20 protein-coding genes and 1 riboswitch are annotated in these 16571 nt (G+C 39.3%); of the genes, 14 read left to right on the top strand and 6 right to left on the bottom strand.

Features of this window, described 5'->3' with window-relative positions; genetic code table 11:
* Positions 1 to 54: 54 nt before the first annotated feature.
* Both IGK01_RS09000 and IGK01_RS08995 read right to left on the bottom strand, forming a co-directional pair.
* Positions 55 to 1803: a sensor histidine kinase gene (locus IGK01_RS09000; protein WP_153830230.1), complete on the bottom strand. Its 1749-nt coding sequence runs from the start codon at positions 1801 to 1803 to the stop codon at positions 55 to 57.
* Positions 1800 to 2504: a response regulator transcription factor gene (locus IGK01_RS08995; RefSeq protein WP_010734999.1), complete on the bottom strand. Its 705-nt coding sequence runs from the start codon at positions 2502 to 2504 to the stop codon at positions 1800 to 1802. Before IGK01_RS08995 ends, IGK01_RS09000 begins: the two co-directional genes overlap by 4 nt.
* A gap of 127 nt (positions 2505 to 2631) precedes the next feature.
* Between IGK01_RS08995 and IGK01_RS08990 the strand changes: the two genes are divergently transcribed.
* From IGK01_RS08990 to IGK01_RS08970, 5 genes are all read left to right on the top strand, one after another.
* Positions 2632 to 3105, top strand: a complete 474-nt coding sequence (locus IGK01_RS08990; RefSeq protein ID WP_010735000.1) for a DUF523 domain-containing protein — start codon at positions 2632 to 2634, stop codon at positions 3103 to 3105.
* Positions 3095 to 3433, top strand: coding sequence for a putative DNA-binding protein (locus IGK01_RS08985; RefSeq protein WP_010735001.1), 339 nt, complete (start codon positions 3095 to 3097; stop codon positions 3431 to 3433). Before IGK01_RS08990 ends, IGK01_RS08985 begins: the two co-directional genes overlap by 11 nt.
* A gap of 20 nt (positions 3434 to 3453) precedes the next feature.
* Entirely contained in the window at positions 3454 to 4872 is a 1419-nt protein-coding gene (gene ffh, locus IGK01_RS08980; protein WP_010735002.1) for a signal recognition particle protein, read from the top strand.
* A 96-nt stretch (positions 4873 to 4968) separates the two neighbouring features.
* Complete coding sequence (locus IGK01_RS08975; protein ID WP_062804951.1) at positions 4969 to 5532, top strand: DNA-3-methyladenine glycosylase I; 564 nt, start codon at positions 4969 to 4971, stop codon at positions 5530 to 5532.
* Between the two features lie 14 nt (positions 5533 to 5546).
* Positions 5547 to 6080 carry a dihydrofolate reductase family protein gene (locus IGK01_RS08970; protein ID WP_023519974.1) on the top strand — a complete coding sequence of 178 codons (534 nt, stop codon included), beginning with the start codon at positions 5547 to 5549 and terminating at the stop codon, positions 6078 to 6080.
* Between the two features lie 65 nt (positions 6081 to 6145).
* On the opposite strand, the gene IGK01_RS08965 is transcribed toward IGK01_RS08970, so the two are convergent.
* The gene (locus IGK01_RS08965; protein ID WP_010735005.1) at positions 6146 to 6700 is read right to left on the bottom strand and encodes an NADPH-dependent FMN reductase; all 555 of its coding nucleotides are present in this window, start codon (positions 6698 to 6700) and stop codon (positions 6146 to 6148) included.
* A 316-nt stretch (positions 6701 to 7016) separates the two neighbouring features.
* On the opposite strand from IGK01_RS08965, the gene rpsP reads away from it, so the two are divergent.
* The 6 genes from rpsP to rplS all read left to right on the top strand — a co-directional run bounded on the left by rpsP (position 7017) and on the right by rplS (position 10342).
* Positions 7017 to 7292 (top strand): 30S ribosomal protein S16, encoded by a 276-nt coding sequence (rpsP, locus tag IGK01_RS08960; RefSeq protein WP_010735006.1) that lies wholly within the window; start codon positions 7017 to 7019, stop codon positions 7290 to 7292.
* Between the two features lie 11 nt (positions 7293 to 7303).
* Positions 7304 to 7552: a KH domain-containing protein gene (locus tag IGK01_RS08955; protein WP_010735007.1), complete on the top strand. Its 249-nt coding sequence runs from the start codon at positions 7304 to 7306 to the stop codon at positions 7550 to 7552.
* Positions 7553 to 7656: 104 nt separating this feature from the next.
* Positions 7657 to 8472: a hypothetical protein gene (locus IGK01_RS08950; RefSeq protein WP_349519874.1), complete on the top strand. Its 816-nt coding sequence runs from the start codon at positions 7657 to 7659 to the stop codon at positions 8470 to 8472.
* Between the two features lie 125 nt (positions 8473 to 8597).
* Positions 8598 to 9122: a ribosome maturation factor RimM gene (rimM, locus tag IGK01_RS08945; protein WP_010735009.1), complete on the top strand. Its 525-nt coding sequence runs from the start codon at positions 8598 to 8600 to the stop codon at positions 9120 to 9122.
* Entirely contained in the window at positions 9112 to 9849 is a 738-nt protein-coding gene (gene trmD / locus IGK01_RS08940; protein ID WP_349519997.1) for a tRNA (guanosine(37)-N1)-methyltransferase TrmD, read from the top strand. The genes rimM and trmD overlap by 11 nt, the downstream gene beginning before the upstream one ends.
* Positions 9850 to 9994: 145 nt before the next feature.
* Positions 9995 to 10342, top strand: coding sequence for a 50S ribosomal protein L19 (gene rplS, locus IGK01_RS08935; RefSeq protein WP_438840677.1), 348 nt, complete (start codon positions 9995 to 9997; stop codon positions 10340 to 10342).
* A 151-nt stretch (positions 10343 to 10493) separates the two neighbouring features.
* Here rplS and thiE read toward each other — a convergent pair whose 3' ends face one another.
* From thiE to thiD, 3 genes are read right to left on the bottom strand one after another with little or no spacing between them, the layout of a single operon-like run.
* Positions 10494 to 11135: a thiamine phosphate synthase gene (gene thiE / locus IGK01_RS08930; RefSeq protein WP_062804954.1), complete on the bottom strand. Its 642-nt coding sequence runs from the start codon at positions 11133 to 11135 to the stop codon at positions 10494 to 10496.
* Complete coding sequence (thiM, locus tag IGK01_RS08925) at positions 11125 to 11937, bottom strand: hydroxyethylthiazole kinase (RefSeq protein ID WP_023519970.1); 813 nt, start codon at positions 11935 to 11937, stop codon at positions 11125 to 11127. The genes thiE and thiM overlap by 11 nt, the downstream gene beginning before the upstream one ends.
* Positions 11934 to 12746, bottom strand: a complete 813-nt coding sequence (gene thiD / locus IGK01_RS08920; protein WP_023519969.1) for a bifunctional hydroxymethylpyrimidine kinase/phosphomethylpyrimidine kinase — start codon at positions 12744 to 12746, stop codon at positions 11934 to 11936. The genes thiM and thiD overlap by 4 nt, the downstream gene beginning before the upstream one ends.
* Positions 12747 to 12822: 76 nt before the next feature.
* A riboswitch (TPP riboswitch) is annotated at positions 12823 to 12920 on the bottom strand.
* A gap of 225 nt (positions 12921 to 13145) precedes the next feature.
* Between thiD and IGK01_RS08915 the strand changes: the two genes are divergently transcribed.
* The 3 genes from IGK01_RS08915 to IGK01_RS08905 all read left to right on the top strand — a co-directional run bounded on the left by IGK01_RS08915 (position 13146) and on the right by IGK01_RS08905 (position 16556).
* Entirely contained in the window at positions 13146 to 13403 is a 258-nt protein-coding gene (locus IGK01_RS08915; protein ID WP_062804957.1) for a TfoX/Sxy family protein, read from the top strand.
* Positions 13404 to 14195: 792 nt separating this feature from the next.
* On the top strand, positions 14196 to 15572 hold the full coding sequence (locus IGK01_RS08910; RefSeq protein WP_438840676.1) for an InlB B-repeat-containing protein: 1377 nt from the start codon (positions 14196 to 14198) through the stop codon (positions 15570 to 15572).
* 183 nt (positions 15573 to 15755) lie between these two features.
* Positions 15756 to 16556: an SDR family oxidoreductase gene (locus IGK01_RS08905; protein ID WP_010735016.1), complete on the top strand. Its 801-nt coding sequence runs from the start codon at positions 15756 to 15758 to the stop codon at positions 16554 to 16556.
* Positions 16557 to 16571: the final 15 nt, after the last annotated feature.

Raw genomic sequence — 16571 nt, 5'->3', positions numbered from 1 at the left:
TAAAACAGAAATGTTCTTGGAGGTTGACGCTTATTTCATTTATACCTATCAGGTTCACGATAAATTGATTTTAGGGATTTTCACAATAAAGGTAGAGCCGATACCAGGGTGACTCTCGATCTCCACCGTACCATGAAGTAAATTCACGTATTCTTTCACGATCGACAATCCTAATCCTGTACCACCTGAATGGCGACTACGCGCTTTATCTACACGATAAAAACGTTCAAAGATGCGTTCTTGATCTTCGCGATCGATACCAATACCAAAATCTTGTACAGAGAAAATCAGCTGATCGTGGCTTTCGTAGCGAATGATGATCTCACTTTCTTCTTTTGAATATTGGATCGCATTTTCAAATAAGTTTTTGATGATCGGGTAAAGCAAATCAGGATGTGTCGTAAAGGCAGTATTTTCTCCAATCAATTTGATCGTCAACTGTTTTTTCCGGATCATTGGTTGATAGCTTTGGATCACTTGTTGGAAATAAGGCTCCATATAGATCGTTTGGGTTTCATGTAAACTCTCTTCGTCTTTTGATAACTGAATAATTTCTCGGATCAGCTTATCTAAACGAATCGCATCTTTTTGCATGATCAATAGAAATTCAGTCAGTGTGTCGGGGTCTTCTTTTGCACCGTCCAGTAAAGTCTCAGTAAACCCGATCAAAGAAGTGACAGGTGTTTTTAATTCATGTGAGACATTGCCGACAAAATCTTTTTGCATTTTTTCTAAATGTCTGACTTTTGTCAGATCATAAGCAACACCTAAAATTTGGCCAGTATCCTCTGAACTATTGAAATAACGCAAGCTGATATCCAGTGTTTGCGTACCGTCAGCAATCGTGACTTCTTGATGAACGATCGGTTCAGTCGGAGAAACTTGATGGATCAATTGGATCAATTTTGGTTCGCGGATCACTTCTGTGTAATGTTGATTTTCTTGATAATCTTTCACACCTAGATGGACTTGCATTTTTGGATTAAGCAGACGCAGTGTCGCATTGGAGTCAATCAGAAAGACACCGATCATCAATTCATTCAACAAGCTGTATAATTGCTCTTCCGTCGTCGTATAGGCGCGATACATTTTGGTCATCTGTTCACTCAAGCCATTGATCGTCTGGTATAATTCTTCCCATTGATCAGAAGTCTGCATAATGATTTCCGTTTGTTCCGGGTTCTTGACCATCTTTTTCAAAACAGGAATCACTGTTTTGAGTGGTTGGTTCCGTTGGTAAATCAGATAGTAGATCATAAATGTCAATAAAAGAAAGAAAACTAAGAAGAAACCAAATACCCAACGGCGAAAACTTTCCGTGCGAGGAAGAAAGCCACTTGTAGGTTCAGCGATGCGAATGATCGCTACTAATTTCCCATTGACTTTGATAGGCAAGGCGACATAAAGTAATTCTTCGTTCAATGTCGTACTCTTACGAAGTGAAGTGCCAAGCGTACTGCCTTCTAAGATCGCTTTGATTTCCGGACGTGTTTTTCTTTGTTCATGCAGAGAAGATTCTTCCGTGTCATAAATGATCGTGCCAGTTTGATCGATCAACGTCACTCGTTCATTGGATTGATGGACAAATTCATCCAGAACTGCTTTATTACTAGCAGAAGCAGGATTCTCAACATCTAGTTGACGAGCCAATAACTGCGCTTTTTTAGTCAAATAACTTTCTTGCTGTTCAATGATCTGTTGTTGGAAATAATGGGAGATGATCTGCCATCCGCCAAAAAATAAGCCAAGCAACAAGACGAGGAAAAATAAGCGCTCGGAGAATTTTTTCCATTGTTTTTTCATCGTTTTGGTTCCTGGAATTTATAACCAAAGCCCCGAACAGTCAGTAAATATTTAGGATGTTTCGGATCACGCTCGATTTTTTCACGTAAATGACTGACGTGGACATCAACAATACGACTTTGTCCAGAAAAATCAAAATTCCAGATACGATCCAACAGTGTATCTCGATCGATCACTCGATCTTTGCGTTTCATGAAATAAACAAGCAACTCAAATTCTTTCGGCGTAAGTTCGATCGGTTGGTCCTCGATCGTTACTTGATAATTCGTCAAGTCGGCTTTGATTTGTCCAATGGATAAGTATTCTGGTTCTGCCTCATCAGATTGAGTTTTACGGGGTTCGATCCGACGAAAGATGGCTTTCATCCGTGCTAGGACTTCCCGAGGGCTGAAGGGTTTCGTCAAATAATCATCCGCACCGATCTCCAGTCCAATGATTCGATCGACTTGATCATCTTTAGCTGTTAGGATCAATATAGGTGTGTCATTTTTTTCTTGACGGAGTTTTTGTGTGATCGCGATTCCGTCGATCGAAGGAAGCATCACGTCTAAAATAATGAAATCATATGAATGTTCCAATGCAAGATCAAGACCTTCTTGACCATCTGCAGCACTGGTTACTTTATATCCTTCTTTTTCAAGATTGAATGTCAGTAATGTTACAATTGAGGGTTCGTCATCAACAACTAGTACTTTTTTCATAAATTCTCCTTTTGATAAATTTCATCTCCTTTATTTTAGCACAGAATCGGGGGCAAGGACTATTTAACCAGCTAAATAAATGGTATAATATAAAAGCAATTTGCTCAGCTAAAGGAGAAAATGTCCGATGATCGGTATCAGTGCTTGTTTAGGTGGCGTGTCATGTCGCTATGATGGCCGGGAACAAACAATCCCTGCCTTAAAAAAACTCGTGACAGAAGGTCAAGCAATCGTGATCTGTCCAGAAGTAGCAGGAGGTTTGCCCATTCCAAGAGAACCAGCAGAAATCGTTGGTGGTGATGGGTTTGATGTCTGGGATCATCAGGCTAAGGTCATGACGATCTCTGGAAAAGATGTCACAGAAGCCTATAAAAAAGGTGCGATCAATGCTTATCAAGTGCTAAAGGAAAAGCAGATCTCAACGTTGATCTTAAAAGCAAATAGTCCTTCCTGCGGCTCATCAACTATCTATGATGGTAGTTTCACTGGTAGTCTGAAAGAAGGCATTGGCGTAGCTACCGCCTATTTTCTCCAACAAAAAATCAGTGTCTGCTCAGAAGAAGAGTGGATGGATCAACGAGGTGAGTTGAATGGAAATTGAGAAAACCAATCGGATGAATGCTCTTTTTGAATTTTATTCGACACTGTTGACTGAGAAACAAATGAATTATATGGAATTATATTATGCAGATGATTTCTCACTTGGAGAAATCGCTGAAGAATATGAAGTCAGTCGCCAAGCAGTTTATGATAATATCAAACGAACGAGCAAGATCTTGGAGAATTACGAAAAAAAACTCCACCTTTTTTCTGACTATGTCGTTCGTGAACAGTTGTTGACAGAATTGACGAACTATATCAATGAACAGTATCCTGAAGATCAAACGCTACAAGGATACATCAAAAAAATTCAAGAAATCGAAGAATAACAAAAAGGAATGAATAAAATATGGCATTTGAAAGCTTAACTGAACGCCTACAACAGGCGATGTCAAAGTTACGAAAAAAAGGAAAAGTCTCTGAAGCTGACGTCAAGGAAATGATGCGCGAGATCCGTCTTGCGCTATTAGAAGCCGATGTCAACTTACAAGTAGTCAAAGATTTTACGAAACGTGTGCGCGAACGTGCAGTTGGAGCAGAAGTACTTGATAGTCTTTCTCCAGCACAACAAATCGTAAAGATCGTGGATGAAGAGTTAACGATCACTTTGGGTTCTGAAACAGTTGAATTGACTAAATCTCCTAAAATCCCGACTGTCATCATGATGGCTGGGTTGCAAGGGGCAGGTAAAACAACGTTTACTGGTAAATTAGCGAATTATTTAAAGAAAAATGAAAATGCTCGTCCCTTATTGATTGCAGGTGACGTGTACCGTCCTGCTGCCATCGACCAGTTAAAAGTTTTAGGACAGCAATTGGATGTTCCGGTTTTTGATATGGGAACAGATGTGAGTCCTGTAGAAATCGTTCGTCAAGGGATGGAACTCGCAAAAGAAAAGAAAAATGATTACGTATTGATCGATACAGCCGGTCGTTTACACATTGATGAAACATTGATGGATGAATTAAAACAAATCAAAGACTTAACACAACCTAACGAAATCTTACTCGTTGTCGATGCGATGACTGGTCAAGATGCCGTCAACGTTGCGGATAGCTTCAATCAACAATTAGGGATCACCGGGGTCGTCATCACAAAATTAGATGGAGACACACGTGGGGGAGCGGCGCTATCAATCCGTTCAGTGACAGGCGCACCGATCAAGTTCATCGGTTCTGGTGAAAAGCTGACTGACTTAGAAGTCTTCCATCCAGATCGCATGGCAAGTCGTATCCTTGGTATGGGGGATATGTTGACGCTGATCGAAAAAGCGCAACAAGACTATGATGAGAAAAAAGCAGAAGAGCTTGCGCAAAAAATGCGTGAAAACTCATTTGACTTCAATGATTTCATTGAACAATTGGATCAAGTCATGGGTATGGGCCCAATCGAAGACTTATTAAAAATGATCCCAGGAATGAATCAAATGCCAGGAATCGAAAATATCAAAGTTGATCCGAAAGATGTTGAGCGTAAAAAAGCAATGGTTTATTCGATGACACCTGCAGAACGTGAAAACCCAGACCTATTGAATCCAAGCCGTCGACGCAGAATTGCTGCTGGTTCAGGGAACAGCGTAGTGGAAGTCAATCGTATGATCAAACAATTCAAAGAATCCCGTAAGATGATGCAACAAATGTCTAAAGGGGACATGAATATTCCTGGCATGGACCAAATGTTCGGTACCGGTGTCAAAGGTAAGCTAGGAAAAATGGCGATGAATCGCATGATGAAGAAAAACAAAAAGAAAAAGAAGAAAAAGAAATAAACAGTAATCAAGTGCAAAAAAGCTTCGAAGACGTATTTAATTTTGTCTTCGGAGTTTTTTCATACATTGTTTGAAAATCCTAAAAGGAGTGAGTCGATGAAACGCTGTCCATGGAGTGAATCAACTGAAATGATGCGTGAGTACCATGATACGATTTGGGGGGTACCTGAATATGAAGATCAACGACTGTACCGTAAATTAATGCTTGATATCAATCAAGCAGGTCTCAGCTGGCAAACGATCTTGAACAAGAGCCAAGCTTTTGATGAAGCTTATGACCAGTTTGAACTCGAAAAAATTGCCAAGTATGATGAAGAAAAAATCGAAGAATTGATGAACAACAAGGGGATCATTCGCAATCGTCGAAAAATCGAAGCGGCAATAACGAACGCACAAGCTGTTCTGGCAATGCAAGCCACTGGACTCAGTTTTTCGGATTATCTCTGGTCTTTTGTGGATGGCAAAGTAGTAACCGGAAACTACCAAGACCAAAGTGAAGTGCCAACTACTAGTGAACTCTCTGATCGTATCTCAAAGGACTTGAAAAAACGCGGCTTCAGATTTATTGGAAGTACGACTATTTATGCCTTTTTAGAAGCGGTAGGGATCATCAACGATCACCTGATCACTTGTTTTCGCCACCAAGAAGTCAAACGCTAAAGGAGAAGGATAATATGTCTAAGATCATTTTTTACGGAGCAATCAGTATGGATGGCTATCTAGCAACAACTAATGATGACTTACAATGGCTCTTCGATACGCCTACTGGGGAAAAAACAACCTATGATGCGTTTTATCAAACCATCGATACAACGATCATGGGCAGAAAAACGTATCAAGAAGCCAAAAAATATTTAGATACAGCCAAGATCTATCCAGAAAAAACCAATTATGTCTTTTCAACAGACAAAGAATTGAAGCTGGAGGATGCTAGGGTCGTTCACGAAGATCCCGTAAGCTTTCTCAAGGGGTTGAAGGAATCAAGTGAACAAAGGATCTGGGTAGTTGGTGGGGGCAGTTTGCTCAAACCAATCATTGAACAGCAACTGATCGATGAATGGTACATTCAAATTGCGCCGGTTTTACTTGGAAATGGGATTCGTCTTTTTCAAGAAGGGGATTATGTACGGCGGTATCAATTGGTGGACACGAAACGCTTTGGCGAGTTCATCGAGCTACACTATCGTAAAGAAGAGCACAAAGAATAGTAGGTCACACAAAAAACCACGAAACAACATGCTGTTTCGTGGTTTTTTGTAAAATTAGCAAGACATCAAGCGTTCAATTTTCCCGCGAAATCTAGATACGCATCTAAAATCGTTTGGAAGAAATCAACGGTTCCTTGGATAATGTTGCCCTCTTCATCAAGTAAGTTAGTGATATTTCCGATATACGCTTCTGGTTGTTGTAATGTTGGGACATTTAAAAAGACTAATGATTGACGTAAGTGATGATTTGCGCCAAAACCACCGACTCCACCAGGAGAAGCAGTGACCACTAAACCAGGTTTTTTATCCCAAACACTTTGACCATAAGGACGAGAACCAACATCCAAGGCATTTTTCAATACAGCTGGCACTGAGCGGTTGTACTCAGGAGTTACAAAGATCACGCCGTCTAGATCTTTGACTTCTTCACGGAAACGTGTCCATTCTGCAGGCGTTTGCTCAGGTGTTTCGATATCTTCGTTATAAAAAGGAAGGTCATCGATTTTTACAAATACGCTCTCGTATCCTTCCGGTAATAAGTCCGCAAAAGTTTCTGCAACTTTCTTATTGTATGAATCTTTTCTTAAACTTCCGATGAAAAAACCAATTTTTTTTGTCATAAAACAATTCCTCCTTCAATCTTTCTATATTTATCTTACAAAAAATAAGTAAACTGAGCAAATAAAAACACTTGGGTTATTTTAATGTGTGATCGAAAACATAGGAAATGCTTATGGATAGGGGAATTACAAGCTTCCTATGTTCAACCTTGATGATTCAAAAAAGTAAGAAGAAATCCGTAGAAAAGGAACAAACTACTTAGAGAAAGAATAAAAATAGAAAAAAATCAGACTGTAAAGAAAAAAAGCTTTACAGGGTAAAAAAAAACTGGTACACTACATCTTGTGAATAAAACAATGGAGGTGGAAATATATAATGGCAGTTAAAATCCGTTTAAAACGTATGGGTTCTAAAAAGAGTCCTTTTTACCGTATCGTCGTAGCTGATTCACGTTCTCCTCGTGATGGACGTTTCATCGAAACTGTAGGTACTTACAACCCTTTGAAAGACCCTGCAGAAGTAGTTTTAAAAGAAGATTTAGTACTTGACTGGTTATCAAAAGGTGCACAACCTTCAGATACAGTACGTAACATCCTTTCAAAAGAAGGCGTTATGAAAAAACATCATGAAGCTAAATTCTCAAAGAAATAAGGTGACCGGATATGAAAGATTTAAGCGACTTAGTCTTAACAATCGTTCGTCCGTTAGTTACTTATCCTGATCAAGTCCAGCTAGAAGTCGTTGAGTCGGAAGATTTTTACGAATACAATCTAACTGTGGCTCCCGAAGATATCGGTCGTATCATCGGTAAACAAGGACGCGTTGCGAAAGCAATCCGCACAATCGTTTACGGAGTACGAATCAATGCACCGAAAAAAGTGCGTTTGAATATCATCGACAATAAAGAATAAACTGTTTCGTTTTCGCGAAACAGTTTTTTTGTGTTCTTTAGAGATCATATTTGGCAAAAACAGGTACAAAGCGTATCCTTAATAGTAAGAGAGGAGTGTTTCGAATGAAAAAAATAGGTTTGATCAGCTTATTCGCAGTCGCTTTACTCGGTGCCTGTCAATCACCAAGTGAAACGAGTCAAAAAACGACAAATGAAACAGTTCGTACGACAGAAACAAGTACTTCAAAAGAAGAGATAGGGTCATCTTCCGTGAGTAGCAATGAGACAGCCTCATCAGCTGAAACAAGTACGAGTACGCAAGAAAATTCGACGCAAACTGCCTTTGAGCAATTGCAAAAAGAGTATCCAGACACACCGATGCCCAAAGAGATCCCAGTTGGGTCATCTAACTTGAACATCGCAGCAACGATGACAAAACAAGGCTTTTCTGTCTTATACTATCAATCAGAACAAGCGCTACCACTAAACGACGCCTCATTGAACCAAGCAGAACCAATCGCTTCTTACCTTTATCAAGATGACTTTGCATCTTCCCAAGAAACACTGAACACGATTCAGCCATTTACGGTCGATACTGGAGGAAGACAAGTCGATCTCGGTTATAACATTGTCGGTTATCAACAAGGTGCTGCTGGTTCTTCGATTCTTGAATGGCAAGAAGGAAATTGGCGGTTACGAATACGTGCCAGCAATATTGACGGACAAGATCCTGTACCTTTGGCGAAACAGATCGTGACTTACTTGGAGTCTGCCCGCTTACCTGCACCGGAAAAAGTCGGAACGATCGAAATCAATATGACCGATGGCACGAATCAAAATACTCGAATCATTTGGCAAAAACCAACCACTGTCTATACCATCACGAATCAAGATTCGATGAATGCATTAAAAATGGCTGTTTCCATGGAACAACAATAAAAGAAGACTAGAATTGCCAAGAACCACATGCTAAAATAGACAGGAAACGATAGAACACTCTGAGTCCAAAAGCAAATCGGGACCAAGCAGAGTGACAAGAATCATGAAAGAAATGAGGACAAAAGTTGACTGAATATCTAAACGTTGGCAAGATTGTCAATACACAAGGAATCAAAGGTGAAGTCCGTGTCATCTCAACCACAGATTTCCCTGAAGAACGTTACAAAAAAGGTGAAGTTTTGACACTCTTCCAAGAAGGAAAAGCTCCTGTAGAATTGACTGTAAAGAGTCACCGTAAACACAAAAACTTTGATTTACTCAGCTTTGAGAATCATCCTTCCATCAATGACGTTGAAAAATACCGTGATGGTATCTTACGTGTATCAAAAGAAAACTTAGTTGAATTGACAGAAAATGAATATTACTACCATGAAATCATTGGCTTGAAGGTCATTGATGAAAACGAAAAAGAACTAGGAAAGATCAAAGAGATTTTATCTCCAGGCGCAAATGACGTTTGGGTCATCCAACGACCAAAGAAAAAAGATGCACTGATCCCTTATATCGATTCCGTCGTTCAAGAAGTCGATCTTGAAAATGGCTTGGTTCGTGTGACATTATTAGAAGGATTGATCGATGATGAAGATTGACGTGTTGACTCTGTTTCCACGAATGTTTGAAGGTCCGATGGGGGAATCGATCATTGGTAAAGCAGTAGCAAAAGAATTGTTAGAAATCAATGTTTCTAATTTTCGTGAGTATTCGGACAACAAACACCAAACAGTCGATGATTATCCATATGGTGGTGGGGCAGGGATGTTATTGAAAGTCCAACCCATCTATGACAATATCAAAGCCATCGAAGAAAAACATCAAGAAACAAAAAAACGTGTGATCTTGCTTGATCCAGCTGGTAAACCATTTAATCAAAAAATGGCAGAAGAATTTTCGGAAGAAGAGCATCTGATCTTTATTTGTGGCCACTATGAAGGCTATGATGAGCGCATCCGTTCACTCGTAACAGATGAAGTCTCATTGGGAGATTATGTATTGACCGGTGGTGAGCTAGGCGCCATGGTGATGATCGATGCGACCGTTCGGCTATTGCCAGATGTTTTAGGTAATCAAACATCTGCCCAAACAGACTCGCATTCTACTGGCTTGTTGGAACATCCTCAATATACAAGACCAGCAGAATTCAAAGACATGAAGGTACCAGAAGTATTGACCAATGGTAACCATAAATTGATTGAAGAATGGCAACTAAAAGAATCCTTACGCCGAACATATCTTCGACGTCCAGACATGTTAGCAAAATTAGACATGACACCGCAAATGGAAAAAATGCTAGCGGAGATCAAAAAAGAAGAAGCTTGAGTTGCAACAAATAAATGAAAATTTTCTTTACACTCACCATAGAATATGATAGTATTCTATGGTGAGTGTAAAAACACTTAACTATTACGATGTTCCGCTGTGAGAAATTACTCATAAGAATGTTTGGAATAAGGAGAAGAAAACAATGAATCCATTAATCGAAGAATTAACAAAAGAACAACTACGTTCTGACATTCCAGCTTTCCGCCCTGGTGACACTGTACGTGTTCATGCGAAAGTTGTCGAAGGTACTCGTGAACGTATCCAGTTATTTGAAGGTGTTGTAATCAAACGCCGTGGTGCTGGAATCAGCGAAACTTATACAGTACGTAAAGTTTCTAACGGTGTAGGCGTTGAGCGTACATTCCCATTGCACACACCACGTGTTGCAAAAATCGATGTTGTCCGTTACGGTAAAGTACGTCGTGCGAAATTGTACTACCTACGTGCATTACACGGAAAAGCAGCTCGTATCAAAGAAATCCGTCGTTAATTTCTTATTATCAGACAGAGGAAGAACCCTTGAATTTTCAAGGGTTCTTTTTTTTGCTTTACGACAAGTAGGGTTCGTGAATTTAAATTAAATGAATATCATCGAGGATCAATCGAAATGTAAATCCCCCTTTTTAATGGTGGTTATGTTTTTACTGTTTTTTGATGAACGTATTGATTTGTACAGAAAGTTCTTTAGTCACTTTTTTGATTTCTTCTTTTGCTAGGATCGCTGAAACCACAGCAAAGCCTTGAACGGGGAAGGTTTTGAATTCTGCAATCGTGTGTTCGTTGAGACCACCGATCAAAACAACAGGGATCGAAACGTGTTGAAGAATCTTCTTGAGTTCATTTTTTGATACGATGATGGCATCTGTTTTAGTAGCGGTTGGAAACATCGTCCCTACACCTAAATAATCTGCCCCAGCTTGTTCAGCGGAAATTGCTTGTTCGAGTGTTTGGACGGAAGCGCCGATGATTTTTTCAGGGCCAATCATTTTTCTCACCACAGCCACAGGTAGATCTGTTTGACCGACATGAACACCTTCTGCATCACAAGATAACGCAATGTCTACTCGATCGTTGATGATCAATGGAACATTGTATGGTTTAGCTAATCGTTTCAATGCGATCGCCTCCTCATAAAAATCTCGTGAATTGGCTTTTTTTTCTCTCAACTGTAAGACGGTAATACCTCCTTCAAGGGCTTGTTGCACTGCTTCTTGGAGGGGCTTTTTTTTCAGCAGTGACTGGTCTGTCACTAGGTATAAGGAATAGTTGATGTCATTTTTCAAAGTAGTTTCCTCGCAGTAGTAATGTTTCCCGATCAATACGGCTGATTTCATCAATCAGTGCGATCCGAAAACTTCCCGTACCAGCCGTTTGTTCCAACGCAAGCTCGCCAGCAATCCCCATTGTAAGAACAGCTGTAGTTGCTGCATGGAAAAGATGTTCAGGAGACCCCCCACAAAAGCTAGCAATCAATGAAGTGAGCATACAGCCCGTGCCAGTTATCCGACTCATTTCAGGACAACCATTGTGCACTAAGATTTTACGCCGCCCATCAGAAATCACATCTGTCGCACCGGTGATCACTACGATACATTTGTGAGCGGTTGCTAATTGATCAGCAATCCGTTGGGCTTCTTCAATGGAGCTTGCATCATCTGCCGAGGCATCGACACCTTTCGTCGTGCTTGCGATTCCCGCTAAAAAGCGGATTTCTGAAATATTGCCACGAATCACTGCACATTTCAAGTTTTCTATGATCGTTTTCGCTGTTTGATTACGAAACTGTGAAGCCCCTGCACCGACTGGATCAAAAATGATCGGGATACCTTTTTCGTTGGCTGTTTGCCCAGCTGAAAGCATCGAAGCTACGGTACGTTCATTCAAAGTACCCATGTTTAGTACCAATGCCTGTGACATTGCTGTGATTTCCGCTACCTCTAACGCATCATCAGCCATGATTGGTGAACCACCGATCGCAAGAGTGACATTCGCACAATCATTGACCGTTACATAGTTCGTGATATGGTGGACCAAAGGATTTTTCATACGGACCGTTTCTACAGCTGTTTTTAAAAATGTATTCATTGACTTTGTTCCTCCTTAAGACCATTGCGATAGAGTGAATAGAAATGATTGGTTGGGCCATGACCTTCGCCCAATTCTAGTGAATGTGCGATTGCAGTAGTGATATATTTTTTAGCCTTGGAAATTGCTTGGTCTAATGGTACGCCCAAAGCGAGTTGTGAGGCAATCGCTGAAGAGAAGGTACAACCAGTGCCATGGGTGTTTTTTGTGACGATTCGTTCAGATGTATAGGAGTAAATATTTTTCCCATCATACAATATATCAGTGGCTTCACCTGTGCGATGGCCTCCTTTGATCAAAACTGCAGCGTGACATGTTTCATAAATAGCTTTTGCTGCTCGTTCCATTTCTTCCAGGGAAGTAATCGAGCGATCTGCGATTTTTTCTGCTTCTGGAATATTTGGGGTGATCAAAGTAGCTAATGGTAAGACGTTTTTGATCAATGTGTCGATTGCTTCTGGCTCCATCAAGGCATCGCCATTTTTCGCATACATCACAGGATCTAGTACAATATTTTTAGGTTGCCATTCTTGTAGACTGCTTGCGACAGCTAACATCGTATCTGCACACGACAACATACCGATTTTAACTGCATCAGGATAGATGTCCTCGAAAACAGCTGTCATTTGTTCATTGATAATTGTTGGTGCGATGTCTTGGTATGAGATCACACGAGCGGTATTTTCAGCGACTACTGAGGTGATCACAGACATTCCATAAACACCATGAGCGGCAAATGTTTTTAAATCGGCTTGGATACCGGCGCCACCGCTACAGTCTGAGCCAGCAATACTTAGTACTTTTTTCATCGAATTCCTCCTTAAAATAGAAAAAAGACATTCTTCCAGTATAGAAGAATGCCTTGATTGTTTCGATTTCGCATCAACAAAAAGGACATTTGCTCCCTACGCTGGTATCAACCAACAGGTTCAAAGGGTCAGGTTTTACCTTCTCAACGCGATAACGTCCCCCTGCAAACAAAATCATATTTAGTTACGAACCAATGATATCTGAAAAAAGCAGAAGATTCAAGTTTACAGGAGCAAGCCTACACTGAGTAGCTAAAAGCAACAGTTTACTTTCTTTCGAAGTAGCGTTCTTATAGGAATTGCTAGTGCGTTTCTCAAGATGGTATACTAAAGAAAAACGATAGAATATTCTAAGTGTACGATGCAATATATCAAAGCCAAACTTTTGGAGGGAATCTTATGACAGAGTTAAGTAATCTACCGAATATAGGGAAAGTATTAGAAGAAAATTTGCGAAAGATTGGTGTGACAACGGAAGAAAAATTTAAAGAAAAGGGAACGGAACAGATATTTTTTGAAATTCGTCAAAAGGTGGACAGTGGCGCCTGTCTGCATATGCTATATGGAATCGAAGGAGCGAGAAAAGGCAAGCCTATGCAAGCTTTGACAAAAGAGGAAAAAGAAAAGTTAAAGCAATTCTATCGAAGCCTAAGCTAAAATAATAAGCAATGAAACCCGGAAATTGTGGCTTGTTCCGTATTTCGTTGCTTATTTTTGTATAATTTTTTTAAAAAAAGTTCATTGCTATCGATGGATAAGCAATCTTTGTTTTACTTTTCTGATCAAAATAAGCGATGAAGATAGAAAATACGAAATTATTAAAGAATATTTTTTTGTGAATTTAATAACAATATTTAGTTTTTTTATAACTTTTTAACAGAAATATATTGCTAGGAAGAAACGATGAAATTGATTGAATTTGAAAAAACGAGAACTTAAACAAAAAAATAGAACATATTTAATTACTGGTTTACTAGCATTATGAGAATTTGACACGCTAAAATCCATGCAATTTTAATTTAAAATTCGTTATAATTTACTTGAGATTAAGTGAACTTTCATTTTTGTAAACCGCTAAAAAATATCTAATAAACAAAAAAACATAACAATTTTGGTGTATGATCGCAGGCTTTTATATTTTTATAATTTTAATAATAAATTAAAAGCGAATGAAACATTATAACTAAATAGAAAGGTAGGAGATTAAATTTGTGATCGAATTTACTATCATTACTTTTTCAAAAAAAGGAGGTTTTACAAAACAGAAAACATTCATTTTTTTATTGATCAGTATTGAGCAATTTAATATGTAAACGGAATGTGATTTTTGACTTCATGTCAGAATGGAGGATCATTATGAAAAAGATAGTCGCTTGTTTTATTGTTTTACTGGTATTTTTAGGTTTCAATCCAACTATTTCTGCGGCAACTCTATGAATCAATTCAGAAGTGTCGTATTCTGCAAATGGCATTGATTACTATGATGTCGGGGAAGATGCAATGATCCCATGGCGTTTTAATGGTGCACAAATCAATCCTGGAAGTTCTCCAGGGATATTTTCAACACAAGTGAAATTGTTATCTCGAAACCAACAAAGTGGCAGAGCAATGGTCATGGTTGATCTAAGCACGCTAGATAATACTGATGCGGAAAGAAGAAATCCTAGTGAGATGGAGCTGGAAGTTTTTCTAAATGGGACCTCCTTAGGAAAATATCAGGTCGGCGACCTATTCAGTAATACTAGCCCATACCTAGATCCAAGTGTTCGTATGATCGGCGTCCCATTTACCATCGAAGGTGAAGTCGGTGATATAAATACACTTGAAATTCATGTCTCGCTACCAGTAGATGCGTCAAATGCTTCTCGACTAGCATCAATTACTGTAAATGCTTCATTCACACCAATTGAATCGTTTACAGTGAGTTATGTAGATGGTGTAGAGAATGACGTTGTATTTGAGGATAAAACTTTCAAACGTATTGAACCTGGAACTGCTACACCAGGTTTTGGTGCAGAACCAACAAGAAAAGGTTATACATTTGCTGGTTGGAGTCCGACTGTCAGCGAGACAGTTACAACCGATGCGCTTTATACAGCAACATGGGAACCAATTCCAACGTATCAGGTCAACTATACAGACGGTGTACCAGATGAAGAGATTTTTGCAGATCAAGTCTTTAACAATTTAGTCGCCGGTTCTGCGACACCCATATTTAGTGGGCAACCTACAAGAGCTGGGTATATATTTAAAGGATGGGATAAAGCAATAACTGATACAGTGACTGGTGATGGCACTTATACGGCCATTTGGGAACCTGTGATTCCACAAACTGTCACTTATCAAGTGATCTATACAGACGGTGTTGCAAATCAAACCATTTTTGAAAACCAAGTATTTTCAAAATTGATTAAAGGCATAGCAACCCCTGTGTTTAGTGGAACACCATCAAGAGAAGGCTATAAATTCATCGGTTGGACGCCAACTGTCAGCGAGTTTGTGGAAGGTAATATGACTTATACCGCACAATGGGAAAAATTACCGCAAATCATTGAACCGGTGATACCATCGATCCAACAACCAGAAGGAAACAAAGTGTATGAAACAGTAAAAACAACTGAAACAACTAAAGCAATAACTAAAGTAATGAAAAAAGATAAAGTTACGTATAGTACACCCATAAAACAACCTAGAAAAGTGAGTCATCTTCCAAAAACGGCGGAACAATCGATGTATTCGACTAGTATGGTTGGCTTGGGTATGTTTATAGTCTTCGTAATAGGAATATGCTGGTTAAAACGTTCGAAATCAGAAGGTAGCCGATAAAACTGAAAGATAATCCTCACGTAAAAAAATATTATAAAGGAAAGAACTAGTAAATAAAAAAAACATCACTCATAAAAAGACATTAAGTCAGATTTTTTTTGGAAATTCAAAAAAAGTCTGACTTAATTATTTTCTTCTACGTAGCTATACTGAAAGCGTAAACAAAAAAAGGGGTGATAGCTTATGACAAATTGGCTGAACATTGAGGGGAAAACGATTATTGTAACCGGAGGATCTTCTGGTATCGGGAAAAGTATCGTAGAAAGTCTATTGGAACAACATGTCAATGTAGCAAATTTTGATATTAAAGATTCGACACTTAAACATCAACGATTATTATTTGTAAAAACCAATATAACATTACGACAAGAAGTAGAAGCTGGAGTTGCAAAAGTAAAGGACCACTTTGGTACGATAGATGGTTTGGTCAACAATGCAGGCATCAACATTCCACGCTTATTAGTGGATAAAAAGCAAGCGCATGGGAGATATGAATTATCCGAGGAAGTATTTGACAAAATCATCGCAATCAATCAAAAAGGATTATATTTGATGACTCAAGCAGTAAGTAGAATCTTAGTTGCTAAAGGAGAAGGAGTAATCATCAATATGTCTTCTGAATCAGGACTTGAAGGTTCAGAGGGGCAAAGTGCGTATGCGGCAACGAAAGCCGCTGTCAACAGCTTTACTCGATCTTGGGCAAAAGAGTTAGGAAAATCAAATGTTCGGGTAATAGGGATCGCCCCAGGAATCATGGAGGAAACCGGACTACGCACACTTTCTTATGAAGAAGCCTTGGCCTATACTCGTGGCATCACGATTGAAGAGCTTAGAGCAGGTTATGCCAAAACGAGCACGATTCCATTAGGTCGAAGCGGGAAATTAAAAGAAGTCGCTGACTTAGTTAGTTACTATCTATCTGATCGTTCGAGTTATATCACTGGAGTAACCACAAATGTGGCCGGAGGAAAAACTAGAGGATAAAAAGTGGGGGAAGTA

The sequence above is a fragment of the Enterococcus sp. AZ080 genome (assembly GCF_051714945.1).
Taxonomy (GTDB): domain Bacteria; phylum Bacillota; class Bacilli; order Lactobacillales; family Enterococcaceae; genus Enterococcus_B; species Enterococcus_B pernyi.
The sequence above is the reverse complement of the archived record's forward strand: the minus strand, read 5'-3'. Positions and strand labels throughout refer to the sequence as shown.